Here is a 25,398-nt window from a genome sequence, read left to right on the forward strand (position 1 = left end):
TTAAGGTAGGAAATAATGAAAAGTGGTGTATTTAGCATATTAAAAGCAAGATTCCTGATTCATGAAGATGCAGTAAAAAATTGGCGATTTATCGTCTTTATAATTCTGCTGGCCATTTTGATGATTGCCAATACACAGCGATACGAACAAAAGGTTTTTGAAATCGCGAAATTAAATAACGAAGTAAAAGAGCTGAGATCTGAATTTGTAGATCGACGTTCAGAATTGATGAAGTTAAAAATGGAGTCGACTATCTCGGATAAAATGTTAGAAAAACAAATTTTTCCCTCGACGGTTCCCCCAGTGAAAATAGAAGTTGAAAAAGAAGAAGAAAAAAGTTTCTTTAAAAGAATATGGCAGTAGAAGATAAACATATATCCTACAGAATTTACCTCGTAGCAGTTTTCATCTTTTTGATGGCAATTGCTATTGTTGTTAAATTAACCAATATTCAATGGGTTGAAGGAGATTATTACAGAAAACTGGCAAAACAGCGTACCGTAAGAAACTTTGTGATTCCTGCAAATAAAGGTAATATTTATTCTGCTGATGGAAGTTTGCTAGCCACTTCAATTCCGAATTATGAAATTCGTTTTGATGCAAAAGCGCCAAAAACAGAAACTTTTGAAAAGTATGTAAAACTATTGTCAGATTCATTGGCAACAGTTTTGGATAAGCCAAGCAGTTATTTTCAGAAAGAATTGCGAAAAGCACGCGAGAATAAAAACCGCTATTATTTGATTGCCCGTAATTTAAGCTATACTGAATATGTAAAAATTAAAGGTTTTCCATTGTTTAGTTTAGGAGCTTTTAAAGGCGGAATTATTGTTGAGCAAGAAACAGTTAGAAAACATCCAATCGGTAAAATTGCAGAAAGAACAATTGGTTACGATCGTATAGATCCAGCGACTGGAGTAGAAGTAGGAAAAGGAATTGAGTGGGCTTTTAAAAATTATCTGAACGGAAAAGATGGTAAAATTTTAAAGCAAAAAATCGCAAAAGGACAATGGAAGCCAATTCGAGATGTAAACGAAGTAGATCCAATTGATGGTTACGATGTCATTTCGACTATAGATGTTTTCATTCAAGATATTGCGCATCACGCTTTGTTGAAACAATTGGAAGATTATGAAGCAGATCACGGTTGTGTGGTAGTAATGGAAACAGAAACGGGATACATAAAAGCGATTTCAAATTTAGGAAGAGCAGAAGATGGTTCTTATTATGAAACCACAAATTATGCTGTTGCTGAATCTCACGAGCCAGGATCGACTTTTAAATTAGTTGATTTAATGGCGATTTTAGAAGATAAAGTAGCTGACACAAGTACAGTTTACGATAGTCACGGTGGGGAAATCAGATATTATGGGAGAGCTGTTCGTGATTCTCATAAAGGTGGTTACGGGAAAGTTACTTTAGCACGCGGATTTGAGCTTTCATCAAATACAGTAATGGTTCAGGCAGTATATGAGAATTACAAAAGTAATCCATCTAAGTTTGTGAATCATATCAACGAATTAGGTTTAAATAAACCGCTAGGATTGCATTTTAAAGGAGAAGGAAGACCTTATATTCCGCAGCCAGGAGACAAACATTGGTCAGGAACTACACTTCCGTGGATGGCTTTTGGATACAATGTTTCGGTCACGCCAATGCAGACTTTAACCTTGTATAACGCGGTTGCAAACAATGGAGTAATGGTAAAACCACAATTTGTATCAGAAATTAAAGAATGGAATAAAACCATCAAAAAGTTCGATACAGAAGTAATGAATCCAAAGGTTTGTTCGCCAGAAACACTTAAAAAAGTAAAAGCAGTCTTGGCGAATGTGGTAAAAAAAGGAACTGGTTCTAAGCTGTATTCAAAAGATTTTTCGATGGCAGGAAAAACAGGAACAGCTATGGTGAATTATGGTAACGCTGGAAGAGAAGGTATGTATTATGCTTCTTCTTTTGCTGGATATTTTCCAGCAGATCACCCGAAATATTCTTGTATCGTAGTGGTTCATAAGCCAAATACATCTAGAAATAACTATTATGGAGCAGATGTTGCTGGGCCAGTTTTCAAAAGAATCGCTCAAAAGATTTTTACTGATGCACCTTCGACAAATAAAATTAAAAAATTAGATTCTAGAATTCCAAAACAGGATGCTAGTTATGATAAATATACGGCTGAGTCTAATAAAAAGCTTAATCAGATTCCTAATTTAAAAGGAATGCCTGGAATGGACGCGATTGCTTTGCTGGAGAATTTAGGTTTGAAAGTAAAAGTAAATGGAATGGGGAAAGTGAAGAATCAATCGATTCAAGCGGGAACCAGTATAAGCAAGAACACAACAATTGTATTAGAATTATCGTGAAAGTATTAAAAGACATATTATATAAAGTAGCTATTGAATCGGTAAAAGGTTCAACAGATATTGCTATTTCTAAAATTGAATTTGATTCACGTAAGGTAGAAACAAATGATGTTTTTGTGGCAATTAGAGGTTCGCTTTCAGATGGACATGATTATATCGAGAAAGCAATCGAACTTGGAGCAAAAGCAATTATTTGCGATACACTTCCAGCAAATACTGTCAATGATGTAACTTATATTCAGGTAAAAGACACCAATACAGCTTTGGCTTTTATGGCCGCTAATTATTTTGGGGATCCGTCTGCAAAACTGAAATTAGTTGGAGTAACTGGTACAAACGGAAAAACAACAATTGCTTCATTATTGTTTCAGTTGTTTGAAAAAGCAGGCTTTAAAGTTGGATTGCTATCAACTGTAAAAATTGTAGTAGATAAAACAGAATATCCAGCAACCCATACAACGCCAGATTCTTTGACTATTAATCATTATTTAAATGAAATGGTTGAAGCTGGAGTTACGCATTGTTTCATGGAAGTAAGTTCGCATGGAATTCACCAAAAACGCACAGAAGCTTTGCATTTTGTAGGTGGTATTTTCACGAATCTGTCTCACGATCATTTAGATTATCATCCAACATTTGCAGAATACAGAGATGTTAAGAAGTCATTTTTTGATTCACTTCCAAAATCGGCTTTTGTATTGTCAAATATTGATGATAAAAATGGTTCTGTAATGCTTCAGAATACAGTGGCTAAAAAACTGACTTACGCTTTAAAATCTTATGCAGATTACAGAGCGCAGATTTTAGAAAGCCAATTGTCTGGATTATTGTTGAAAATTAATGATAATGAAGTTTGGGTAAAATTGATTGGTACTTTCAACGCATACAATGTTTTAGCTATTTATGGAACTGCGGTAGAGCTAGGAATTGATAGTCTAGAGGCGTTACGATTACTGTCTGATTTAGAGAGCGTTTCGGGACGTTTTCAATATATCGTTTCAGATGGCGGAATTACTGCTGTTGTAGATTACGCGCATACGCCAGATGCACTAGAAAATGTTTTGAAAACGATAAACGACATCCGCACTAAAAATGAACAGTTGATTACTGTAGTGGGTTGCGGAGGAAATCGCGATAAAACAAAACGTCCAATTATGGCAAAAATCGCTTCAGATTTGAGTGATAAAGCGGTTTTGACTTCAGATAATCCAAGAAATGAAGATCCAGAAGTTATTTTGGATGAAATGGAGCAAGGAGTTGAGCCACACAATTATAAAAAAATGCTGCGAATTACTGATAGAAAACAGGCAATCAAAACAGCTTGTCAATTTGCTCAGCCTAAAGATATCATTCTAATTGCAGGAAAAGGGCATGAAACATATCAAGAAATAAATGGTGTTCGCCATCATTTTGATGATATGGAAACGGTAAAAGAAATTTTAGAACAACTAAAAAAATAACAAAGGAAATTTCAAATTCCAAAACCAATTTATGATTGGAATTTGGAATTTAAAAATTGAAATTAAAAAAACAAAGAAATATGCTGTACTATTTATTTGAATATTTTGATAAAACATTGGACATTCCTGGAACAGGAGTTTTCCAGTACATCACATTTAGGTCAGCTTTGGCATTTATGCTTTCGTTGCTTTTGTCGACAATTTATGGTAAAAGAGTAATTAACTTTTTACGCCGTCAGCAAGTAGGAGAAACAGTGCGTGAGCTTGGTTTGGCAGGTCAAAATGAAAAAGCTGGTACGCCAACAATGGGAGGGTTAATCATTATTTTTGCAACTCTTATTCCTGTTCTGTTATTTGCAAGATTGCATAACATTTATATCGTTTTGCTGATTGTTACTACATTGTGGATGGGGACAATTGGTTTCGTTGATGATTATATCAAAATATTCAAAAAAGATAAACAAGGATTAAAAGGTATTTTTAAAGTTATTGGTCAAGTTGGTCTTGGAATCATCGTTGGAGCAGTTCTTTATTTTAATCCTGCTGTTACGGTAAGAACAGATACAGGCCGTGCAGATATTTTTAAAACAGCTACAAATTCAACAGTTGTTGTGCCTGCAGGTATTGAAGAGAAATCTACGGCAACTACAATCCCTTTTGTAAAAAACAATGAATTTGACTATGCTGAAGTATTATCTTTCATGGGTGATGGATATGAAAAATGGGCTTGGTTAGTATTTATTCCGGTTGTAATTTTTATTATCACAGCAGTTTCAAATGGAGCAAATTTAACAGATGGTATTGACGGACTCGCCGCAGGAACTTCGGCAATATCTGTCCTCGCGCTCGGGATTTTTACATTCGTTTCTGGTAATATCATTTTCTCAAATTATCTCAACATTATGTATATCCCCAATTCCGGAGAGATGACGGTCTTTATTTCGGCCTTTGTTGGAGCCCTTATCGGATTTCTTTGGTACAATTCGTTTCCGGCATCGGTTTTTATGGGAGACACAGGAAGTTTGACTATTGGGGGAATCATCGCAGTCTTGGCAATTGCAGTTCGTAAAGAAATATTGATTGTTCTTTTTTGCGGAATTTTTTTAGCAGAAAGTGCTTCAGTAATTATTCAAGTAACTTATTTTAAATATACAAAGAAGCGTTTCGGTGAAGGACGAAGAATTTTTCTGATGTCGCCACTCCATCATCATTATCAGAAAAAGGGATATCACGAAAGTAAAATCGTAACCCGTTTTTGGATTGTTGCCGTAATGTTAGCCATTTTATCAATCATTACTTTAAAATTAAGATAGATGAGGCTAGTAGTACTTGGAGGAGGAGAAAGCGGAGTAGGAACCGCGATCCTCGGTAAGAAACAAGGATATGATGTTTTTGTATCCGATTTTGGAAAAATAAAAGAGAGTTACAAAGAAGTTCTTATCATTAATAAAATTGCTTGGGAAGAAGAGCAGCATACAGAAGATTTAATTCTCAATGCAGATGTGGTGATGAAGAGCCCAGGGATTCCAGATAAATCTCCGATAGTAAAAAAGCTCATTGCGGCAGGAGTAAAAGTGATTTCGGAAATTGAATTTGCATTTCCTTACACAGAAGCAATGACAATCGGAATTACAGGAAGTAATGGTAAAACGACCACCACAATGCTCACACATCACTTGCTAAAATATGCAGGATTGAATGTAGGATTGGGAGGGAATATCGGAAAAAGCTTCGCCTGGCAGGTTGCAGAAAATAAATTTGATGCCTACGTTCTTGAATTAAGCAGTTTTCAGTTAGACGGGATAATAAATTATAGGCCCGATATTGCGATAATAACCAATATAAGTCCGGACCATTTAGATCGATATGAATATAAATATGAAAATTATATCAATTCGAAGTTCCGAATAACGATGAACCAGACTGAAAATGATTATCTCATTTACGATGCAGATGACGAAGCAAGTACAGAATGGTTAAAGAAGAACAAAACAAAAGCAAAACTAATTCCTTTTTCATTGACGAAAAAATTTGATGAAGGGGCTTCTATAAATAACAACAAAATGGAAATAAAGATCAACCAAGAAGAGTTTACAATGGATACAGAACACATTGCGTTAGAAGGAAAACATAATATGAAAAACGCCATGGCAGCAAGCTCTGTAGCTAAATTGATGCAAATTAGAAATGCAACAATTCGTGAAAGTCTATCTAATTTCCAAGGTGTTGAGCACCGTTTAGAAAAAGTATTAAAAATACAGAACGTTCAATATATCAACGATTCAAAAGCAACAAACGTAAACGCTACTTTCTTTGCTTTAGATAGTATGAATGCACCAACAGTATGGATTGTTGGAGGTGTTGATAAAGGAAACGATTACAACGAATTAATGTCGTTAGTACGCGAGAAAGTAAAAGCCATTATTTGTCTTGGAATCGATAACCGTAAAATTATCGATGCTTTTGGAAACGTTGTTGATATCATGGTTGAAGTAAACAATATGAATGATGCAGTAAAAACTGCTCAAAGATTAACAGAAAAAGGCGATGTCGTTTTATTGTCTCCAGCCTGCGCGAGTTTCGATTTATTCGAAAACTACGAAGACCGTGGAAAACAATTTAAACAAGCAGTACACAATTTATAATTTTAGATTTTAGAGTTCAGATTTTAGATTGATTCCAATCTTTCAGCTCAAATAAGTTCTTTTGAATATGACGACGAATGAAATGAAGATGAGAACAAAGAAGTTTTCTTTGATGATAATTGATTTAGCAGAAAAGCTTCCAAATTCCAATGTGGTAAGATCTATTGCGAGTCAAATTGTAAGGAGTGGAACATCAGTCGGAGCGAATTATCGAGCAGTATGTAGAGCTCGAAGTGATAAAGAATTTGTGGCCAAAATGAATATAGTTTTAGAAGAAGCTGATGAAACTTTATTTTGGATTGAAATTATAAAAGAGAAAATGTGGATTGCGAAAGAAGAATTAGAAATGGCACTTAAAGAAGCCAATGAATTAACGGCAATTTTTGTAAGCAGTCTAAAAACAGTAAACAGTAGAATTAATAAATAAAAAATCGAAGATTTTAAGAATAATCTAAAATCTAAAATCAGAAATCTAAAATGAAGGAACTCGTAAACAAATTAAAAGGAGATAGAGTAATATGGTCATTCGTGGCCTTATTGGCGTTGTTTTCGTTTATGCCTGTTTTTAGTGCGAGTAGTAATTTGGCTTATATCGGTCATGGAACAGGAAATACATTGGGGTATTTGGTAAAACATCTAGCTCACGTTTGTATCGGTTTCTTGATTATTTACTGGGTTCATAAAGTACCGTATCATTATTTTAGAGCAATTTCAAAAATTGCGCTTCCGGTGGTTTGGCTTTTATTATTGTATACTTTATTGAAAGGAACTGTGATCGCAGGAGCAAATGCAAGCCGTTGGATTCAGGTGCCGTTCATTGGAATTACGTTTCAGACTTCGACTTTAGCGGCAAGCGTATTGTTTATTTACGTTGCACGTTATTTATCGAAAACCAAAGAAGAAAATGAGCCGTTTCAAACCTCGTTTATTCAGCTTTGGATTCCGGTATTTATCACTTTGGCATTAATATTACCAGCCAACTTTTCAACCACAGCGTTGATATTTTCAATGGTAATGATGCTTACGTTCATTGGTAAATATCCATTAAAGTATATTGCTTTTATCATCGGATCGGGAATTGCAATGTTGGCTTTTTTCCTTTTGGTGGCAAAAGCATTTCCAGATTCAAGATTCTTCAGCAGGGTTTCAACATGGGAAAGTCGTATTATGAACTTTACAACAGACAAGCCAGATGAAGATGATTATCAGATTGAAAAAGCAAAAATTGCAATTGCATCGGGAAGATTAGGCGGATTAGGGCCAGGAAAAAGTGTTCAAAAGAATTTCCTGCCACAATCATCTTCAGATTTTATTTATGCAATTGTAGTAGAAGAATATGGTTTAGTTGGTGGTGTTGCAATATTGGTTTTGTACTTGTTATTGTTGTTCCGATTTGTGATCGCATCGCATAAAGCGAATACGTTGTTTGGAAAACTAGTCGTCGTCGGGCTCGGATTTCCGATGATATTTCAGGCGATGATTAATATGGCGGTTGCAGTAGAATTATTGCCGGTAACAGGACAAACGCTTCCGCTGATAAGTTCTGGAGGTAGTTCTATCTGGATGACATGTTTCTCTCTCGGAATCATTATTAGTGTAACCAAAAAAGAAGAAGAAATCGCCGAAGAGCAAGGAGAAAAAGCAAGAAGAAAAGAAGCGCTTCAAAGATTAATAGACAAAGAATTGGCAGAAGACGATTTGCCAGTTAATGAAAAAGAAGAGATTTACGAAGAAGAAGCTTTGTATTCCATCGAAGATAATTCAAGAAATCCGATGAATGCGGTTTTAAACAAATAAGATTAGAATATAAAAATTTTTTAAAAAGTTGTAATTTTTAGAAAGATGACAAAGTATAAATTCATACTTAGCGGAGGAGGAACAGGAGGGCATATCTATCCTGCAATTGCGATTGCAAATGAATTAAAATTACAATTTCCTGATGCAGAATTTCTTTTTGTAGGCGCCAAAGATAAAATGGAAATGCAGAAAGTGCCTCAGGCTGGTTACGAAATAAAAGGTCTTTGGATTGCTGGTTTACAGCGAAAATTGACTTTACAGAACTTGATGTTTCCGCTTAAATTGGCAAGCAGTTTATTAGAATCAAAAAGAATAATTAAAAAGTTCAAGCCAAATGTAGTAATTGGAACTGGAGGTTTTGCCAGCGGACCTTTATTGCAAGCGGCAGGAGCGGCAGGAATTCCAACTGTGGTTCAGGAGCAGAATTCTTACCCTGGAATAACAAATAAATTGTTGAGCAAAAAAGCGAATGCGATTTGTGTAGCCTATCAGAATTTAGAACGTTTTTTTCCAAAAGAGAAAATTGTATTAACTGGTAATCCGGTTCGTCAGGATTTAATTGATATTGAAAGCAAGCGTGATGAAGCAATTGCTTTTTATGGTTTAGATCCGAATAAAAAAACATTATTGGTTTTAGGAGGAAGTCTAGGGGCAAGAAGAATCAATCAGTTAATTGAAAAAGAATTGCAAAATTTTCTTTCGCAAGATGTACAGGTGATCTGGCAATGTGGGAAATTATATTTTGAAGACTATAAAAAATACAATCAGCCAAATGTAAAAGTGGTTGATTTTATTGAAAGAATGGATTTTGTTTACGCAGCCTCAGATGTCATAATTTCACGTGCAGGTGCTTCGTCGGTGTCAGAATTATGTATTGTTGGAAAACCGGTAATTTTTATTCCATCTCCTAATGTAGCTGAGGATCACCAAACTAAAAATGCGCAAGCAATTGTAGATGAAAAAGGTGCGATTTTGTTGAAAGAATCTGAGCTTGACAGTCAGTTTAGCATTGTTTTTGAAGCGCTGCTGAAAGATTCAGGAAAGCAGAAACAATTAAGTGATAACATTAAGAAATTGGCAAAACCAAAGGCTACACAAGATATTGTAGCAGAAATTGTGAAGTTGATTAAATAATATGAAGTATGTTTTAATTATTTTTTTTCTGTTCGTTATTTTAATAGTTGTAGCTTATTACTACGATTATAAAAAGAATAAAAAGTATTTCAAAAAATCGATAAAAGATATTTTATTGTTAATGATGATTATAGTTGGAGTTTGCATCATTTCAGAGTTAGGAGATAAAGTATTAGAATATTTTTATAAATAAAGAAAATGAATTTAAATCAAATACAAAACGTTTATTTTATTGGTATCGGAGGTATCGGAATGAGTGCTCTGGCTCGTTATTTCAAGTTTATTGGAAAACAAGTTTCAGGTTACGATAAAACGCCTTCTATGCTAACTAATGAATTGATTGAAAGTGGTATTGATATTCATTTTGAAGATAATATTAATTTAATTCCAGGTGATTATTACGTTGAAAATACGCTTGTAATCTATACGCCAGCGGTTCCAAAAACACATTCTGAGTGGAATTATTTTATTGAAAGAAATTTTGAGGTTAAAAAACGTGCCGAAGTTCTCGGAATTATAAGTAGAGATACTTTCTGTTTTGCAGTTGCTGGAACACACGGAAAAACAACAACGTCAAGTATTTTGGGACATATTTTGTTTCAAAGCGGTGCTGATGTAACAGCTTTCATTGGAGGAATTGTTGAAAATTACAATTCGAATTTAATCGGAAGCGGTAAAACGGTAACAGTTGTCGAAGCAGATGAATTTGACAGATCGTTTTTGCATTTGCGTCCAGATATTGCTTGTGTGACTTCTATGGATGCGGATCATTTGGATATCTATGGAACTAGCGATGCAATTCAAGCTTCTTTTAGAGAATTTGCTGCCAAAGTAGAAGATAAAAATCATCTTTTTATAACCAAGGAATTGCCTTTAGATGGTGTTCAATGTGCTATAAATGAAGATGCTGTATATAAGGCTTATAATGTTCGAATAGAAGATGGAGCTTATGTTTTTGATGTGCAGACGCCATCAGAAATTATGAAAGATTTACGTTTCGGATTGCCTGGAAAACACAATTTAATGAATGGATTGATGGCTATTGCGATGGCTAAAACTTTCGGCACCCCGACCGATTCCATTGCAAAAGCCATTGCTTCATTCAACGGAATCAGAAGACGTTTTTCGTATCAGATTAAGAGCGAAAATTTAGTATATATTGATGATTATGCACATCATCCAACAGAAATAAATGCTGTTCATCAAGCAGTTAGAGAGCTTTATCCAGGAAAGAAAGTTTTAGCAATTTTCCAGCCTCATTTGTTTAGCAGAACAAGAGATTTTGTTGACGGATTTGCCGAAAGCTTATCGCAGTTTGATGAAGTGTTTTTGATGGATATTTACCCTGCTAGAGAGCTTCCAATGGAAGGAGTTACTTCTGAGTGGCTTTTGGGTAAAATGACAAATACGAACAAAAAAATTGTTGCAAAAGAAGATTTATTGGGTGAAATTAAAGCCAGCGATGCACCTATTATTGTAACAATTGGAGCTGGTGATCTGGGAGAAATGGTTCCGTCAATTAAAAAGGTTTTAAATGAAAATATTTAATTGGATAAATATCAGATTAGTACTTATTTTCGGACTGGTTTTGTTTCTATATTCTTTCGCTCAACATCGAAATGGCGATCGAAAATTGAAAAAATCGATGGTTGTTTTTGTAGGAGAAAATACGCTTTTTGTGAAGCCAGAAACGGTTAATAAATTGTTGATAGAAAATAAAAGAGACGCTTCCAGTATTAGAAAAGATGAAGTAGATTTGAATAAGATAGAGAAAACCCTCGATACGCAAGACATGATTGAGAAGTCAAATGTTTTTGTAAGTATCGATGGAGTTCTAAAAGCAGTAGTAAAACAGAAGACGCCCATAGCAAGAGTTTATGATGGCGGCGTTTCTTTTTATATTGACTATGAGGGTAATAAAATGCCCTTGTCGGACAATTTCACTGCAAGAGTTCCTCTTGTTTCAGGGGCAATAAATGAAAAAAATAACGAAGATTTAGCAGCTTTATTTCGCACAATTTATGACGATGCGTTTTTGAAAAAAAACATCATTGCTATAGAGATTATGCCGAATGGAAGCTTAAAAATGTTTAATCGTAACTATGATTACTTCATAGATTTTGGAAGAACGATGAATGTTGATAAGAAATTTAGAAACTATAAAGCCTTCTTTCAAAAAGCGGTTTTAGATAGTTCGTTATACAAATACAAAAAAATTGACCTTAGGTTTACGGAACAAGTAGTTTGCACTAAATAATAGAAAATGGAAAAAGATAACATTGCAGTAGGTCTAGATATTGGAACAACCAAAATCGTTGCCATGATTGGCAAAAAAAATGAATATGGTAAGTTGGAGATTTTGGGCATTGGTAAATCCAAAAGTTTGGGTGTTGCCAGAGGAGTAGTAAACAACATTACGCAGACGATACAATCGATACAGCAAGCGATTCTCGAAGCAGAAAATAATTCAGGATACAAAATCAAAGATGTGGTTGTGGGTATTGCCGGACAGCACATCAGAAGTATTCAACATACTGATTACATCAGCAGAAATAATCCTGAAGAAGTAATTGGCGAAAAAGATATTCAGCTCCTAATTGATCAGGTGAATAAACTGGCGATGTTACCGGGAGAAGAAATAATTCACGTTTTACCGCAAGAATTTAAAATCGATGGGCAATCTGAAATTAAAGAGCCAATCGGAATGTATGGCGGAAGATTAGAATCTAGTTTTCACGTTGTAGTTGGTCAGGCCTCTTCAATCAGAAATGTTGGAAGATGTATTCAGAGTTCAGGAATTGAATTGTCTGGTTTAACATTAGAACCATTGGCTTCGGCTGATGCTGTTTTAAGTCAGGAAGAAAAAGAAGCTGGTGTTGCGCTTATCGATATCGGGGGCGGAACAACAGATTTAGCTATTTTCAAAGACGGTATCATTCGTCATACAGCAGTAATTCCTTTTGGAGGAAACGTAATTACAGATGATATCAAAGAAGGATGTTCGATTATCGAAAAACAAGCTGAGCTTCTAAAAATAAAATTCGGATCTGCTTGGCCAGGGGAAAATAAAGATAACGAGATTGTTTCTATTCCAGGTTTAAGAGGAAGAGAGCCGAAAGAGATTTCGCTTAAAAACTTATCTAAAATTATCCATGCAAGAGTTGTGGAAATAGTAGAACAGGTTTTTGCAGAAATTAAAGCTTATGGACACGAAGATCCTCGTAAAAAATTAATCGCTGGAATTGTTTTAACTGGTGGTGGTGCACAATTAAAACACATTAAACAGCTGGTAGAATACATTACAGGAATGGATACTAGAATTGGTTATCCTAACGAGCATTTGGCAGGAAACTCTAGTGAAGAAATCTCTAGCCCGCTATTTGCAACTGCAGTAGGATTAGTAATGAACAGTATCGAAAACAGTTCGCAAAGTGCTGTTAGATTGGAAATGGTTCAAGAACAGCCAAAAGTTGTTTACAGAACTGCTCCACCAGTGCAGCGATACGAAGTTGAAGAAAACTACGTTGAGAAAGTAGAAACCATTGAAGAGCCTAGAGAAACCGTAAGTCAAAGGGCGCCTAAAAATGAATCTACCGAAACAAAAATAAGAAGATCATTTTTTGATCGATATGTCGACAAAATCAAAGAATTTTTAGACAACGCAGAATAATAAAAAGAGAAGGATTATTTCTTGCCCCAAGTCAAGAAGTAAAAAATGTACTTAATAAGAATTTCAAAAAACCAAAAAGATGATGAGCAACTCAGAATTTGGAAGTATTTCATTTGATTTACCAAAAAATCAATCAAATGTAATCAAAGTAATAGGTGTAGGTGGGGGCGGAAGTAACGCAATTAACCACATGTTCAAACAAGGTATTAAAGGCGTAGATTTTATCGTTTGTAATACCGATTCGCAAGCGCTTCAAAATAGTTCAGTACCCAATAAAATTCAGTTAGGAGTTAATTTAACTGAAGGGCTAGGAGCAGGAGCAAATCCAGACGTTGGACAGCAGTCGGCTATCGAAAGTATTTCGGATATTGAAAAAATGTTGGATAAGAATACTAAGATGGTATTCATTACTGCTGGTATGGGTGGAGGAACTGGAACTGGTGCAGCTCCGGTAATTGCTCAATTAGCAAAAGAGAGAGAAATATTAACAGTTGGTATCGTGACCATTCCGTTTCAATTTGAAGGGAAAGTGCGTCAGGAGCAAGCTATTATTGGAATTGAGAAATTGCGTAAGCAGGTCGATTCTTTAATTGTAATCAACAATAATAAATTAAGAGAAGTATACGGAAATCTTGGTTTTAAAGCAGGATTCTCTAAAGCGGATGAAGTTTTGGCAACAGCCTCTAGAGGTATTGCCGAAGTAATTACGCACCACTATACTCAAAATATCGATTTACGTGACGCAAAAACTGTTTTAGCAAACAGCGGAACTGCAATTATGGGATCTTCTGTGGCTGAAGGCGACAACAGAGCTAAAGATGCTATTGTTTCAGCGTTAGATTCTCCTTTGTTAAATGACAATAAAATTACGGGTGCCAAAAACGTATTGTTGCTTATCGTTTCTGGAACTAATGAGATTACTCTTGACGAAATTGGAGAAATCAATGATCACATTCAAGCTGAAGCTGGTTACAATGCAAATATCATTATGGGGGTTGGTGAAGACGAAACTCTTGGTGAAGCTATTGCAGTAACTATTATTGCTACAGGTTTTGATGTAGAACAACAAAATGAAATTGTAAATACAGAACCAAAGAAAATCATTCATACGTTGGAGGATGAGCAAAGAAGTGTTCATAATTTAACGAATAAACCGCTTGCTTCTTTTGACCTAACTGTTGATACACCAACAACAAAAGTGGAAGATAAAGTTGTTTTTGATTTAATTGACGACGACGAAACATTTACTCCAACTGCACAAGCTGTTGCTCCAGCAATCAATCAGGAAGAGTTAGTGGTGATGTCTGAGTTTATCAAAAATCTAGACGTAACTTTCGAAATTGTTTCGCCAATTACAGATATCGATTTTACAATTTCATCTCCTGAAACACCAGCTGTTCAGCAAGTGCAGCAACAACAGCCATTCCAGCCAGTGCAACAACAAAGAGTTTTTGAAAAAGAGGAACAAACAACTTTCTCTTTTGACCTTCCTTTGTTTAAGCAAGAGCCTGTAAAAAGAGAGCCAGTTGTAGAAGATAACAGAGTTCTGTTCGAATTGACAAATGAAACTCGTGATATTAAAGTAAACGATCCAGTACAATTTGTTCCTGTAACTGAAGTTTCAGATAACGGAATTATTAAATATTCTCTAGAAGAATATATGGAAGTTGAAAATGATTTATTGGCTTCTAAACCGGTTGAAAAAGTTGTTGAACCTACAATTCCAGAGGAATTAAACATCACGTTGAAAGCAAGACCTGATTTTGCAAGTCAGCCAGATATTACAACAACTTCTGAAGTTTCTCCTTTAGAATTAACTATTGAAGAAACATTGCGCTTAAGAGCAGAAGAAAGAAGAAAGAAACTAAAAGAATTTAACTATAAATTCCATAACAATGTTTCTAGAATCGATGAGTTGGAAAAAGAGCCTGCTTACAAAAGATTAGGAATAGATTTGTCTAATTCTCAGTCTAATACTACAAATTCTAGAATCTCTGTTGGAACAGACAGTAATAATGATTTGCAGTTACGTTCTAACAATTCATTTTTGCACGATAACGTAGATTAATTTTTAAAATCATAATATTAGGTAACCCGAAAATTGGATTTAATTTTCGGGTTATTTTTTTTATCTTCGCACAGAATTTCAAAATTTGACTTTCTAAATAGGTTTTTAAAGTGAATCTTATTGTCACCCTGAGTGAAGTCGAAGAGCCAAATCAATATATCAATTAATAAGCATTAGCTTATTTTAAATAAAATATAAACATGAGTTTACAAACACAAATCATGGACGAGATCAAAACGGCCATGAAAGCAAAAGATACAGTAGCATTAGAAGCTTTAAGAGCTGTAAAATCTGAATTATTATTAGCATCAACAGCTTCAGGATCTAAAGAAGATTTGTCTGAAGATGAAGAGATTAAATTACTTCAGAGATTGGTTAAAACTCGTAAAGAAAGCGCAAGAATCTTTACAGAGCAAAATCGTCCAGATTTAGCAGAACCAGAATTGGCTCAAGTTGCTGTAATCGAGAAGTTTTTACCAGCACAATTAAGCGAAGAAGAAGTAGAAGCTGTAGTAGCAAAAATCATTGCTGAAACAGGAGCTTCTGGAATTGCTTCAATGGGTAAAGTAATGGGATTGGCATCTGCTCAATTAGGCGGAACTGCTGAAGGAAAAACCATTTCTACAATTGTAAAGAAATTACTTTCGTAAAAAATAATTTTAGATTTTAGACTGTAGATTTTAGATTCCAATCAGCAATCTAAAATCTATAATCTAAAATCATAAATAAACTGACCTCGTAGTTCAACTGGATAGAATATCAGATTTCGGCTCTGAGGGTTGGGGGTTCGAACCCCTCCGGGGTCACTATAAAATTTAAAAAGCCTGAGAATTTAAGTTCTCAGGCTTTTTTATGATTCGAAGATTTTAAATATTTTCGTCTAGTTATTAATTGGACTATTTCTTAAAGTATAAGTTACCAGATTTTTTATATTCTCATGGGTATTATTATATTTTTTATTCTCCAATTCAAAGTTCATTTTTTTTAATATTGATACAGAATTGATATTATCAGAAGATGGAAAAGCAGTTATTATTTTTGCTTTTATTTTTTCAAACGCATATTCTATTACTTTTTTGATTGCTTCAGTCATTATTCCTTTGCCTTGAAATTCACTCAACATTTCATATCCTATTTCTACAATTTCATTTTCAATATCAAAATTCCATAAGCAAATTGAACCAATTAGATCGTTATTTCCTTTTTCAGTTATAATCCAATAAATGCATTCATTTTTCGTAATTAAATTTTGCATTTTGATTATATATTCTTCTGCTTTTTTTAAGCTTGAAGAATTCTCTCTTCCAACAAAAGCATTTACAATTGCATCAGAATGTAATTTATGAATTAAAGCAACATCAGTGTTTTCAATATTTCTTAATACTAATCTTTCGGTAATCAGTTTAGGGAAATCTTTAAAATTCAATTCCATTCTGCAGTTTTTTGATTATTTTTTTATGTGAAATTTTGGCTTTCGTTTGATATTAACTAGGTTATAATAACTATATCAGGCATATTAACTCAAGCAGGATAGATGTCTGATAAACGTCACGGTTTTTATTTCACTGCTTCTTTCCAGAATTTTTAATGATATAATAAACCGAAAATAAAAAGACAATACCATAAATAACAGCCATTGCTGGATTCTCAAATTTTAGATTCTTAAAATCAAATTGCTTGTATAAAGTTACGCCTAAAATGATGGCTACTATCCAAAAAACAAATGTTATAGGTTGGTTTTTATTTTCCATATTTAGATTGTTGGTTGTTAAATGTGTTTCTACTTCAGATTTACAATTTATCCTGTTCAGCTCTTAATAAATCAAAAATACTCTCGCTTTTAAAATTTTCCATAAACAAGTTAATGAGAGGAACAGTTGGGCTTTTTGGATATTTTTTCATGAATCGGTTAAATTCCTGAATGTTTTCTGGGTAAATATAATTTTCATCTGTTGCTCGCTCTGCAGTCGGTGTATTGTCCTGACCAACAAGATAATCCATTTGATAATTTTTGTACTGTTCTTTTACAGATGTTATCAAGCTTGAATTTGGATATTTGGTCATGAAATTTTCCCACGAAATTACTCTGTCTCCCAAATCTTTAAAAGAGATTACAAGTCCAGCATCTGCAGAATATAGTGTTTTGTTTTCTTCACTTTTTAAGTACAGATAATCTTTGTAATCGCTCGTTACGTAATCTTTGAAAATTCTATAATAAAAATCATGTACAGGTTCTATTTCGACATATCCTTCCCCAATTTCCCAAAACTCTAATTGATGCTTATTAAGATTCTCACCCAAAAGCTTTACAGCTTTTTTATCAGCTTCATCTTCATTGTAAAATTTATCCAATATTCCAGATTCTTTTTCGGCTATCTGTCGCAACAAAGTATTGTTTGCTTCAATATACTTTTCGTATAGTGCGTTTCCAGCTTCTTTATTGGGCAATGTTTTTAATTTTAGAACAATTTCATTTTTGTTTTTAGAAAATTGTTCTAATAAATCAGAATTTGATTGTGCAGTTTGTGAAGAACTTTCAACTTTGGCGCTGTCTTTCTTTGTTGTCTCTTTATTTTGAACATTTTTAGTATCTGTTTGCTTGCATGAAGAAAGTAAAATTACGGAAGTAATTACTATGAAGAATTTTCTCATTTTTCAGTTTAGTTTATTCAGCTAATATAGAAAAATATTCAAAGTATATTTTATTCATAAAAAAGGACAAATTTTATTTTGTCCTTCTATCTAAATTTCTAATGTTTGCTCCTAGTTCTAATTTGTCAGTTTCCAAAAATCACTATTTCCTAGAAAACAAATTCTCTACAACCCAAGCAGGACCAATTAATAAAAACTGAAGATCTTTTAAGAAAGAAGGTTTTTTACCTTCAATATTATGTCCATAAAATTGTCCGATCCAAGCAATGACGAAAACGCCGATTGAAAATGCCCACAACGGAACAACTTGTCCGATATAATAATTTAGGACTAAACAGATTCCCGAAAACAAAGCAATTTTAACCGCCATTGCAACCGATAATCTGATGTAGAAAACCAAAACAAAAAGCAAAACAACAAAAGCCCAGTTTTCGATAATAGGCAAATTTAAGTTTAAAGTATTGGCAATAATTCCGCTAGGAATACTCATTAACAATCCAACGATAGAAAAGAAAATTGCGGGAACGCAAATGTAGTGAATCGCTTTATTGGTCGGGTTCTGATGACTTACGGCATATTCTGCAAACCATTGATCTAATGTTCTCATTTTTGTGGTTTTAAGGTTAGATGCGTAAATCTAATAAAATTTCTTTTAGCTTTTACCGTGCTGTATTTTCATTATTTCATCAACAATCGAAATGGCTTTTTTTAAGGTAATTCCGTTTTCTTGATCTAAGGTTAAAGGATGATTTTCTTCAATCATTTTTATTTCAGGAATTAATCCTAAGCCTTGTTCAATGGCAATTGATTTTAAAGATATGGTTTTGCCGTAAGTAGGAACATCAGTCTGCATCCAACCAAAATAAGGTTCTTGATTTACTCGGTTTGGATCTTCCCATAAATCCATTCGAAGACAGAAATTACCTTCGCTTATTGTGGTCCAAACATTAAAAGCCAAATCTTCATGGTAATCAATTATCGGAATTGTCAATCTTCCTCGATGAAAAAAATGTTCTTCATCTACATAACACCAACTTCCTCCAAATTCAACTCGTTTTTCTCTCTCTTCTGGCGGAATTGTAAAATAATAAGCAGGAAATTCGTTACCGAAACATAAAGGCATTTCGTCAAAAACTTCTCCGCAGCAAGAACATTTATAAGTATACATTTTTAGCATTTTAAAGAATCTACTTTCTGATTGTACTGAAAAACATTATCCCAAAGCTCATCAATTGTAATAAGCGCTTCGTTTAACGGAATCACGTTCCATTTTCCGTTTGTTTCTATTCCTAGTGCTATGCTTTTTAATTTCAACAAAGCATCGTTTACATCAAAATCCAAATCGGTATTTAGTTTGGTTTCAAACCAAGATTCTATTTGTTGGTCTAGTTCTTCGGCTGTTAAAGAATCTTCACTTTCGTGCAAAAATGTATAAGCAAGAATAGTTTCTTTTAAAGCTTCTTCTTCAGAAGAATTTAGTAAAGAATAAAAAGCACCGCTGTTATTTCCAATATTCTTAAAATACAAACTATCTGAAAGTGTTTTAGAATACCTGATTTTCTTGTTTATAAAATTATTGTATTGACGGAAACAATAAGCTCCCAAGATTCCCAACGCAATTAAACCTTGATTTAAGGAAGTTTTGCTGTTGAGTAAATCGATTGTTTCGCCTGTTTGATACGCTTCATACATATTGATTAAGACTGGAATTACTTTGGCACTTAATAACGAAAGTCCACCAAAAACACCCGGAACCCAAAGCAGCAATTTGTCCTTAAGAGACATTTTCGGAATTGCATTTGGAAAGATGGTTTCAAGATCGTTTTTAGGAACACGCTTAAAGATTTTCAAGGCAATAGAACCTGGATCAATTGGCATTTTTCCTAATTTGACTTTCTTTTCTTTTAGGTAATCTGCATCGCTGTAATTAAGATAAATCAGCACTCGGTCATAATATTCGATTTCGACTTCTTTGGTCCAGAAAAAGTATTTTTTGACCTTCTCTTTTGCTTTATGATGGCCACGCGCATAGAGTTCAAAATCTTTGAAAGCATTAAAATCGATCGCAAGATTTAATCCAATCAAATCAGATTCGTTAAAGGCGTCGTTTAAGGCTTTCTGATTAATTCTATAGTAATTGCCACGTTCGAGAACTTTCAGCAACGTTTCTTTAAAAACAGGAAAATTGCTTTTATTGATAAACTGTTCGCGTTCTTTTTCGCTTAAATCGGGATCGTAGAGCGCATAATGCTGTTTTAGGTTTCGGTTAAGATTAAAAGATTCGTAATGGTAATAGTGTTCGATAATTTCGAATAACTTCTTAAAATCACCAACCTTTTGCGAATCTTCAGCAAAGGCAGCAATTTGCTGTTCCAATAAAAATTCTTTGTTAAACGGAATATAATGTTCTCTAGTCATGCGGACTTAATTTCGTGGCTTTTACAGATTGCAAAAATAAGGCTTTTTTCTTAGGTGCAAAGGAGCAGAGGTGCAAAGGAACAGAGGTTTATAAGAGTGATGTTTTTTTAACGCAAAGTGCGCTAAGAATTTTTAATGCAAGAAGTAATAAAAGCTTAAAAGTTCGCAAAGCTAGACATAAACGAACTTTGCGAACTTTATGTTTGGAAAAAATAATTACCATCTAATATTCAAATATAGCCCGTGGTTTCAACTGCGGGGATGTCCAGAGATGAATTGGGATATAATTGTGTCCCCGTGGTTGAAACCACGGGCTATGTTGAAATAAAATTCGCAAAGCTTTGTGTCCTCACAAAAATCTCAAAAAAAAACTTAGTGAACTTTGCGTAACCCTTTGCGCTCTTTGCGGTTAATGTTTTTTAACGCAAAGAGCGTTAAGAATTTTTAATGCAGACTTAATAAAACCGCAAAGTTCGCAAAGCTTTGTGGTAGCATAGTTTTCCCGCAGATTTTGCAGATTAAGCAGATAAAACAAAATCTCTTAGATCTGCTAAATCTGCGAGAGAAAAACTTAGCGAACTTTGCATAACCCTTTGCGCTCTTTGCGGTTAATTTTTTTTTAACGCAAAGTACGCTAAGAATTTTTAATGCGAGACTTAATAAAACCGCAAAGTTCGCAAAGCTTTGTGGCAACATAGTTTTCCCGCAGATTTTGCAGATTAAGCAGATAAAACAAAATCTCTTAGATCTGCTAAATCTGCGAGAGAAAAACTTAGCGAACTTTGCGTAACCCTTTGCGTTCTTTGCGGTAAAAAAAAACATCACGTTTAAAAACAAAAAAAAGTGAAATTTCTAATCGGTACCAGCGATTTGAAATTCCACTTTCTGTTCCAAAAAAAAAGTGACAAAAAATTAAAAAGCTCTCTATTAGAAAACCTTGCCTAAACTAAAAATTATTCTAAACAATATTAGCACAAATTAATAGTATGACTATGGGTATTTATACCTGTTTTTTTTTGAAAGGTACAAAGGTGCAGAGGTTCAGAGGGGTAAAGTTTAGAGTTGCAAAGGTTATTTTGATGTCGATTTCTTTAATTCGATTACACCTTGAATGTATTTTATTAATTCTTCTTTGGTAACAGCAAAAGGAGCTTTTTCTGCCTCAAATTCCAAATACAAATTAGCAATGCTTTCGGCATCTAGATTTTGAGTGATGTAATGATGCTCTGCATATTGTATAAGATGATCTACAAAAAGTTCGCGTTGTTTTCCTTTTTCGATTGTTTCTAGATCGCCTTCTTTTATTTTTTCTATTACAGATTCTGGTAAATCTATGGTGAGGTACATGCAGTCAACAGAAACTTTAGAAAGCATTTCTTTGGGGACTCTTCCTGTTGCATCGCAATACGCGCATGGCGCGGGAACCCATTTTAATTGGCGGTTTAAACGGCGGATATCATCCCAATCAACAAATCTTTTTCCAAGACATCTCGGACATTTTGTATCTGATCTTCTAAAAAAATTAAAAATGTTCATTGGCTCGTAAGTAGCTTAGTGGTTTGGTTGGCGCGAATTTAAATAATTAAGTAAGAAAAGTTTCTTAGTTTGTCATTTTTTTTAAGAAAATAATTAACAAAATCGCGAATTTGGATAATCATCATAGTTTTAGAAACCCTGTAATTACTCGCGCTACGGGATTTTGGTCTTGTATTAGATTTAGTACAAAAAGAGAAGACCGATGCTTTTTTAGTTGTGCGAAAAACGATACTTTTGTTTGATAGAAAGGTGTTTTAATGAAATAAAAAACTTTAAAGAATTTTAAATATCTTTGAATTATGAGCACAGCAACAAAACCAAAACATATCGGCAGAAATATCAGCCGAATTAGAGAGCTTAGAGGTATGAAACAAGAAGCGCTTGCTATTTCTATTGGAGTAAGCCAGCAATCTGTTTCTAATATTGAGGGAAGTGAAACCATCGATGACGAAAAACTAAATAAAATTGCCGAAGTTTTAGGCGTTTCTGCAGAGACTATTAAGAATTTTAGTGATGAAGGAGTATTCAATTACTTTAATACTTTTAACGAACCTAATTTTGCAAATAGTAATGGTGCATTTGGTCAAAATAATAATTGTTCATTCAATCCAATCGATAAGTTGATTGAAGCTTATGATGAAAATAAGAAACTTTATGAGCGTTTATTAGAATCTGAAAAAGAGAAGATTTCTTATTTGGAAAAGTTGCTTAAAGAGAAATAGGATTTTATAAAATAGTATAAAAATGGAAAAAAGAGACTTTTGTGAGAAAGTCTCTTTTTTTTGTTTGTATTAGTTCGCATTTGTACTGCGAATTATCTATTTCTTAACCATTCAGATATAGGAATTACCTTGTTGTTCCCGTTTATTTCAGGATAAACAACGTAAGTTCCTGATGATCTATATGTCCCTTTAAAGGTTTGTGCATAATCTATTTGATAAATGTAAGGGTATATTTGTAAATATTCGCTACCGGAAAAACTAATGTGATCTTTTTCAATAGGTAAAATGGCTATATGTTCAATATATTTTTCAGCGTCACCTAAGCCCAATTCCCAATTACACCATTTTGAATTAATTGCCTCTTCAGTTGCTAATAGTATAAATTTATGATTTTCTTTAATTTTTTGCTTTATTCTTACTGCAGTTTGTCCAGAAGTTTTTTTAGGCATTCCCTCGTCTAACCAATCTACATATACATCTACACCGAAATTCTTTAATAAAGAAATAGCACCTTCTAATTTTTCTCCTTCGTCATGTTTGTGAGATAAAAATATTTTTGTTTTGTAAGTAGTACTTTCATTTTTGTAAGATTTTAAACTTTCACTTAAGTTTTGAAAAGTTTTTATAGATCGCCTTTGATTTCTAAGTTGTGATTCTGAAATAAAACTCATGTCTATCTTAAATTTTTGGTTATATTATAATTTTCTTTTTTGTCTCTAATCTCTATTGCCTTATCTAAATAGTATTTTATATTGTCAACAAAATCTTCCCATTTTATCGATTGGATATAGCTACTATCGCCATGATAAATTGTGCTTCCATCACTACATTTAGTTGTAATTGGATTTTTTTCATTTAAGATGTTGTTACTCAATATTTTAAAGAGGAAATCGCTATTTAATGAACGACAATTACAAGTAGAATTGTTAGTAATGTAATATTCATAACTACCCCATTCATCTGGTAATACAACAGCTAACATTCCATTGCAACAACTTGTTCTGCCATTTCGTGTTATTTCTTTGAGAGAATAAGAGATTTCCCAAGGCATCCACTGATTTTTTTCTGTTTCAAAAACATTTTTCATTCCCTTAGAAACAAGGACAATAGTAACTGTACTATCATAAATTTTATCTCTAAGCTTTGAAGCAATATGTTCATCTGAAAAGTTTGCTAAGCTCTCGCCATCATCTTCTCCTTTATAAATATTATCCCCCAATTCTAATTTTAGGGATAATTTATCAACATAATGACGAGCTTTAGTCTGAACCTTCATTTTTCTGCCAAAAAAATCTTCTTCATAAATATTTAAGTCTTTTACACTGGTATCAGCATATTTATACGAAACAAAAATTTTTCTTCCCATTATTTTATTATTTTTTTGATGATTGAAACTATGTTAATTGCAGCATTTTCTAAGTTGTCTTTTTCAATTTTAATTTTTTTTATATCATTAAATATCTCTTCAGATAAATGATATTTATCAAATTGATTAGATATTTCTTCAAAAATTTCTTTAGCGATATAGCCAGTATAGTGAATGGGGATAGGTATTAAACCTTTCGACATGGCTATTTCAAATTCTTTTTTAACGCCATCTGCATTTAGAATGTCATTATCAATTTGTTTATTTCCAAAGATTATAAGTATAATACCTGCTTGGGATATCATATTGTGCCGATATTCTTCCCGAAGCTGGTCTAATGTCTTTCCACCTGATTGGAATTGCGGAAAAGGTTTTAATAACAATTGATTTTCTGTATATTTTTTTGGATTTGAATAAATAGCATCGAGTGCACCATTTATTATTGCACTGCCTACGCCAAGACCAAAACCATTCACAACTCTTAAATTTGCTTTAATAATTTCTTTTGAAAGTAGATGTATGAAATTTTGCGCTTCAAGGGGAGTAAAATCTCCATATTCTTGAGCGCTTCCTGAAATAAATATGGAATGTGAATTATATCTTTTTTCAATTTCTTGTAGTATTGAAGTTAATTCATTATAGTTTTCAATAAAAATTGTTTGTACTTTATAGCGAGCAAGTTCTTTGATAAACAAATCTTGTTTTATTTTTTCATATTGAAATTTAACTTCATTATTGTTCCAATCGCTCAAAGATGTTCTCTTCATTATACAATAATGATCTTTGCTTCTATCACTATATCGATGCGTTAATCTACCAAAAACGTAATTTATATTTGGATCTGTAAAGCTAAATCCTATAAATAAAAATGATTTAGTGATTAATTCAGAATTTAGAATTGAAACGAATGGCTCATGAGTGTAATAATATTTTTCGTAATCTTCTTTTAATAAAATTGCTTTAGTTGGTTTATCTTTATCACCATGCATTTTGTATAATATACACGCCCTATTATCTTTATTAATAAATAAATCGTCTACTTCACTTTTTATATCAACTCTTTTTGAAATTTTGTCGTGAGCATCTTCAATTAAATCGTCATAGTTTGTTGTCCAAATTGTGTTAAAAGGTAATCTAGCAATTATGCGATGGTTTTCTGTCTCAATATCAGCATCTATAAATTCATTGACGATTTTTTCATCAATTCGATTTCTGTTATTATTTTTATTTTTATGAAATTGTGCAATAGAAATTAAATCTGGTTCATCGTCAATTTCCAAACCCAATTCTGTTGCTAAATCTCTCAATAAACCTTTCCAGTCAACAAAACCTGCAGATTTAGACATGCCAGCTCCAACAAATATAGTTGCTGTTCCCTGGCGTAATTTGCTAACATAATCATTTATAAAGCCATTTATTTCGGGAGTGTTAAAATTCATCATATTTTATTTTGGTTGTTAGTTAAGTGTTTGTCAAAAGCAAATTTGACTTTTTTTTGAGTTCAAATATTACGGAAATCCATAATTCAACAAATTTATTTTCAAACAATTATATCAATAAATTAAAACTC

The 25,398-nt window shown here is 33.4% G+C and carries 25 protein-coding genes and 1 tRNA gene; 16 read left to right on the forward strand and 10 right to left on the reverse strand.

What is annotated here, in order from left to right:
- The first annotated feature begins 15 nt into the window (after window positions 1–15).
- The 15 genes from DMB71_RS07730 (at window position 16) to DMB71_RS07800 (ending at window position 15,940) form a co-directional block, all read left to right on the forward strand.
- Window positions 16–363 (forward strand): FtsL-like putative cell division protein, encoded by a 348-nt coding sequence (locus DMB71_RS07730; RefSeq protein WP_111365040.1) that lies wholly within the window; start codon window positions 16–18, stop codon window positions 361–363.
- Complete coding sequence (locus DMB71_RS07735; RefSeq protein WP_111365042.1) at window positions 354–2,360, forward strand: penicillin-binding protein; 2,007 nt, start codon at window positions 354–356, stop codon at window positions 2,358–2,360. Before DMB71_RS07730 ends, DMB71_RS07735 begins: the two co-directional genes overlap by 10 nt.
- Window positions 2,357–3,820, forward strand: a complete 1,464-nt coding sequence (locus DMB71_RS07740; RefSeq protein ID WP_111365043.1) for a UDP-N-acetylmuramoyl-L-alanyl-D-glutamate--2,6-diaminopimelate ligase — start codon at window positions 2,357–2,359, stop codon at window positions 3,818–3,820. Before DMB71_RS07735 ends, DMB71_RS07740 begins: the two co-directional genes overlap by 4 nt.
- Before the next feature lie 80 nt (window positions 3,821–3,900).
- A complete protein-coding gene (gene mraY / locus DMB71_RS07745; protein ID WP_111365135.1) occupies window positions 3,901–5,133 on the forward strand; it encodes a phospho-N-acetylmuramoyl-pentapeptide-transferase in 1,233 nt (410 codons plus the stop codon).
- Complete coding sequence (gene murD, locus DMB71_RS07750; protein WP_111365045.1) at window positions 5,134–6,465, forward strand: UDP-N-acetylmuramoyl-L-alanine--D-glutamate ligase; 1,332 nt, start codon at window positions 5,134–5,136, stop codon at window positions 6,463–6,465.
- A gap of 88 nt (window positions 6,466–6,553) precedes the next feature.
- The gene (locus DMB71_RS07755; RefSeq protein WP_239452945.1) at window positions 6,554–6,892 is read left to right on the forward strand and encodes a four helix bundle protein; all 339 of its coding nucleotides are present in this window, start codon (window positions 6,554–6,556) and stop codon (window positions 6,890–6,892) included.
- Window positions 6,893–6,942: 50 nt separating this feature from the next.
- A complete protein-coding gene (locus DMB71_RS07760; protein WP_111365048.1) occupies window positions 6,943–8,262 on the forward strand; it encodes an FtsW/RodA/SpoVE family cell cycle protein in 1,320 nt (439 codons plus the stop codon).
- Window positions 8,263–8,307: 45 nt separating this feature from the next.
- Window positions 8,308–9,396 (forward strand): undecaprenyldiphospho-muramoylpentapeptide beta-N-acetylglucosaminyltransferase, encoded by a 1,089-nt coding sequence (murG, locus tag DMB71_RS07765; protein ID WP_111365049.1) that lies wholly within the window; start codon window positions 8,308–8,310, stop codon window positions 9,394–9,396.
- A gap of 1 nt (window position 9,397) precedes the next feature.
- Complete coding sequence (locus tag DMB71_RS07770; RefSeq protein WP_111365051.1) at window positions 9,398–9,589, forward strand: hypothetical protein; 192 nt, start codon at window positions 9,398–9,400, stop codon at window positions 9,587–9,589.
- 5 nt (window positions 9,590–9,594) lie between these two features.
- Complete coding sequence (gene murC / locus DMB71_RS07775; protein WP_111365052.1) at window positions 9,595–10,944, forward strand: UDP-N-acetylmuramate--L-alanine ligase; 1,350 nt, start codon at window positions 9,595–9,597, stop codon at window positions 10,942–10,944.
- Entirely contained in the window at window positions 10,931–11,653 is a 723-nt protein-coding gene (locus DMB71_RS07780) for a cell division protein FtsQ/DivIB (protein ID WP_111365054.1), read from the forward strand. Before murC ends, DMB71_RS07780 begins: the two co-directional genes overlap by 14 nt.
- A 6-nt stretch (window positions 11,654–11,659) precedes the next feature.
- The gene (gene ftsA, locus DMB71_RS07785) at window positions 11,660–13,066 is read left to right on the forward strand and encodes a cell division protein FtsA (RefSeq protein WP_111365055.1); all 1,407 of its coding nucleotides are present in this window, start codon (window positions 11,660–11,662) and stop codon (window positions 13,064–13,066) included.
- A 79-nt stretch (window positions 13,067–13,145) separates the two neighbouring features.
- On the forward strand, window positions 13,146–15,134 hold the full coding sequence (gene ftsZ / locus DMB71_RS07790) for a cell division protein FtsZ (protein ID WP_111365057.1): 1,989 nt from the start codon (window positions 13,146–13,148) through the stop codon (window positions 15,132–15,134).
- Window positions 15,135–15,334: 200 nt separating this feature from the next.
- Window positions 15,335–15,784: a GatB/YqeY domain-containing protein gene (locus DMB71_RS07795; protein WP_008467137.1), complete on the forward strand. Its 450-nt coding sequence runs from the start codon at window positions 15,335–15,337 to the stop codon at window positions 15,782–15,784.
- An 82-nt stretch (window positions 15,785–15,866) separates the two neighbouring features.
- Window positions 15,867–15,940: transfer RNA gene (locus tag DMB71_RS07800), tRNA-Arg, on the forward strand.
- 74 nt (window positions 15,941–16,014) lie between these two features.
- Here DMB71_RS07800 and DMB71_RS07805 read toward each other — a convergent pair.
- The 7 genes from DMB71_RS07805 to DMB71_RS07835 all read right to left on the reverse strand — a co-directional run bounded on the left by DMB71_RS07805 (window position 16,015) and on the right by DMB71_RS07835 (window position 21,740).
- A complete protein-coding gene (locus DMB71_RS07805) occupies window positions 16,015–16,566 on the reverse strand; it encodes a GNAT family N-acetyltransferase (RefSeq protein ID WP_111365059.1) in 552 nt (183 codons plus the stop codon).
- A 130-nt stretch (window positions 16,567–16,696) separates the two neighbouring features.
- Window positions 16,697–16,885: a hypothetical protein gene (locus tag DMB71_RS07810; RefSeq protein ID WP_111365060.1), complete on the reverse strand. Its 189-nt coding sequence runs from the start codon at window positions 16,883–16,885 to the stop codon at window positions 16,697–16,699.
- A 40-nt stretch (window positions 16,886–16,925) separates the two neighbouring features.
- Window positions 16,926–17,786: a hypothetical protein gene (locus tag DMB71_RS07815; RefSeq protein ID WP_111365062.1), complete on the reverse strand. Its 861-nt coding sequence runs from the start codon at window positions 17,784–17,786 to the stop codon at window positions 16,926–16,928.
- Between the two features lie 142 nt (window positions 17,787–17,928).
- The gene (locus DMB71_RS07820) at window positions 17,929–18,393 is read right to left on the reverse strand and encodes an Mpo1 family 2-hydroxy fatty acid dioxygenase (RefSeq protein WP_111365063.1); all 465 of its coding nucleotides are present in this window, start codon (window positions 18,391–18,393) and stop codon (window positions 17,929–17,931) included.
- Between the two features lie 45 nt (window positions 18,394–18,438).
- The gene (locus tag DMB71_RS07825; RefSeq protein ID WP_162614799.1) at window positions 18,439–18,954 is read right to left on the reverse strand and encodes a DUF2199 domain-containing protein; all 516 of its coding nucleotides are present in this window, start codon (window positions 18,952–18,954) and stop codon (window positions 18,439–18,441) included.
- A gap of 2 nt (window positions 18,955–18,956) precedes the next feature.
- The gene (locus DMB71_RS07830; protein WP_111365066.1) at window positions 18,957–20,204 is read right to left on the reverse strand and encodes a TMEM143 family protein; all 1,248 of its coding nucleotides are present in this window, start codon (window positions 20,202–20,204) and stop codon (window positions 18,957–18,959) included.
- 1,071 nt (window positions 20,205–21,275) lie between these two features.
- Window positions 21,276–21,740, reverse strand: a complete 465-nt coding sequence (locus DMB71_RS07835) for a hypothetical protein (protein ID WP_111365068.1) — start codon at window positions 21,738–21,740, stop codon at window positions 21,276–21,278.
- A gap of 299 nt (window positions 21,741–22,039) precedes the next feature.
- Here DMB71_RS07835 and DMB71_RS07840 point away from each other — a divergent pair, with 299 nt between their 5' ends.
- Complete coding sequence (locus DMB71_RS07840; RefSeq protein WP_111365069.1) at window positions 22,040–22,462, forward strand: helix-turn-helix domain-containing protein; 423 nt, start codon at window positions 22,040–22,042, stop codon at window positions 22,460–22,462.
- A 92-nt stretch (window positions 22,463–22,554) separates the two neighbouring features.
- Here the strand turns inward: DMB71_RS07840 and DMB71_RS07845 are convergent, their stop codons facing one another.
- The 3 genes from DMB71_RS07845 to DMB71_RS07855 are packed head-to-tail and all read right to left on the reverse strand — an operon-like array spanning window position 22,555 to window position 25,270.
- Complete coding sequence (locus DMB71_RS07845) at window positions 22,555–23,133, reverse strand: toll/interleukin-1 receptor domain-containing protein (protein ID WP_111365071.1); 579 nt, start codon at window positions 23,131–23,133, stop codon at window positions 22,555–22,557.
- Window positions 23,134–23,135: 2 nt separating this feature from the next.
- A complete protein-coding gene (locus DMB71_RS07850) occupies window positions 23,136–23,828 on the reverse strand; it encodes a TIR domain-containing protein (protein WP_111365072.1) in 693 nt (230 codons plus the stop codon).
- Complete coding sequence (locus DMB71_RS07855) at window positions 23,828–25,270, reverse strand: SIR2 family protein (protein ID WP_204251772.1); 1,443 nt, start codon at window positions 25,268–25,270, stop codon at window positions 23,828–23,830. Before DMB71_RS07855 ends, DMB71_RS07850 begins: the two co-directional genes overlap by 1 nt.
- Window positions 25,271–25,398 lie beyond the last annotated feature (128 nt).

The sequence above is a fragment of the Flavobacterium tistrianum genome (genome assembly GCF_003254545.1).
GTDB lineage: Bacteria > Bacteroidota > Bacteroidia > Flavobacteriales > Flavobacteriaceae > Flavobacterium > Flavobacterium tistrianum.

What these genes read in the sequence shown, in the direction of transcription:
- DMB71_RS07730 (WP_111365040.1), top strand. Translation starts at nt 16, where the DNA reads ATGAAAAGTGGTGTATTTAGCATATTAAAAGCAAGATTCCTGATTCAT.
- DMB71_RS07735 (WP_111365042.1), top strand. Translation starts at nt 354, where the DNA reads ATGGCAGTAGAAGATAAACATATATCCTACAGAATTTACCTCGTAGCA.
- mraY (WP_111365135.1), top strand. Translation starts at nt 3,901, where the DNA reads ATGCTGTACTATTTATTTGAATATTTTGATAAAACATTGGACATTCCT.
- murD (WP_111365045.1), top strand. Translation starts at nt 5,134, where the DNA reads ATGAGGCTAGTAGTACTTGGAGGAGGAGAAAGCGGAGTAGGAACCGCG.
- DMB71_RS07755 (WP_239452945.1), top strand. Translation starts at nt 6,554, where the DNA reads ATGAGAACAAAGAAGTTTTCTTTGATGATAATTGATTTAGCAGAAAAG.
- DMB71_RS07760 (WP_111365048.1), top strand. Translation starts at nt 6,943, where the DNA reads ATGAAGGAACTCGTAAACAAATTAAAAGGAGATAGAGTAATATGGTCA.
- murG (WP_111365049.1), top strand. Translation starts at nt 8,308, where the DNA reads ATGACAAAGTATAAATTCATACTTAGCGGAGGAGGAACAGGAGGGCAT.
- DMB71_RS07770 (WP_111365051.1), top strand. Translation starts at nt 9,398, where the DNA reads ATGAAGTATGTTTTAATTATTTTTTTTCTGTTCGTTATTTTAATAGTT.
- murC (WP_111365052.1), top strand. Translation starts at nt 9,595, where the DNA reads ATGAATTTAAATCAAATACAAAACGTTTATTTTATTGGTATCGGAGGT.
- DMB71_RS07780 (WP_111365054.1), top strand. Translation starts at nt 10,931, where the DNA reads ATGAAAATATTTAATTGGATAAATATCAGATTAGTACTTATTTTCGGA.
- ftsA (WP_111365055.1), top strand. Translation starts at nt 11,660, where the DNA reads ATGGAAAAAGATAACATTGCAGTAGGTCTAGATATTGGAACAACCAAA.
- ftsZ (WP_111365057.1), top strand. Translation starts at nt 13,146, where the DNA reads ATGATGAGCAACTCAGAATTTGGAAGTATTTCATTTGATTTACCAAAA.
- DMB71_RS07795 (WP_008467137.1), top strand. Translation starts at nt 15,335, where the DNA reads ATGAGTTTACAAACACAAATCATGGACGAGATCAAAACGGCCATGAAA.
- DMB71_RS07805 (WP_111365059.1), bottom strand. Translation starts at nt 16,566, where the DNA reads ATGGAATTGAATTTTAAAGATTTCCCTAAACTGATTACCGAAAGATTA.
- DMB71_RS07810 (WP_111365060.1), bottom strand. Translation starts at nt 16,885, where the DNA reads ATGGAAAATAAAAACCAACCTATAACATTTGTTTTTTGGATAGTAGCC.
- DMB71_RS07815 (WP_111365062.1), bottom strand. Translation starts at nt 17,786, where the DNA reads ATGAGAAAATTCTTCATAGTAATTACTTCCGTAATTTTACTTTCTTCA.
- DMB71_RS07820 (WP_111365063.1), bottom strand. Translation starts at nt 18,393, where the DNA reads ATGAGAACATTAGATCAATGGTTTGCAGAATATGCCGTAAGTCATCAG.
- DMB71_RS07825 (WP_162614799.1), bottom strand. Translation starts at nt 18,954, where the DNA reads ATGTATACTTATAAATGTTCTTGCTGCGGAGAAGTTTTTGACGAAATG.
- DMB71_RS07830 (WP_111365066.1), bottom strand. Translation starts at nt 20,204, where the DNA reads ATGACTAGAGAACATTATATTCCGTTTAACAAAGAATTTTTATTGGAA.
- DMB71_RS07835 (WP_111365068.1), bottom strand. Translation starts at nt 21,740, where the DNA reads ATGAACATTTTTAATTTTTTTAGAAGATCAGATACAAAATGTCCGAGA.
- DMB71_RS07840 (WP_111365069.1), top strand. Translation starts at nt 22,040, where the DNA reads ATGAGCACAGCAACAAAACCAAAACATATCGGCAGAAATATCAGCCGA.
- DMB71_RS07845 (WP_111365071.1), bottom strand. Translation starts at nt 23,133, where the DNA reads ATGAGTTTTATTTCAGAATCACAACTTAGAAATCAAAGGCGATCTATA.
- DMB71_RS07850 (WP_111365072.1), bottom strand. Translation starts at nt 23,828, where the DNA reads ATGGGAAGAAAAATTTTTGTTTCGTATAAATATGCTGATACCAGTGTA.
- DMB71_RS07855 (WP_204251772.1), bottom strand. Translation starts at nt 25,270, where the DNA reads ATGATGAATTTTAACACTCCCGAAATAAATGGCTTTATAAATGATTAT.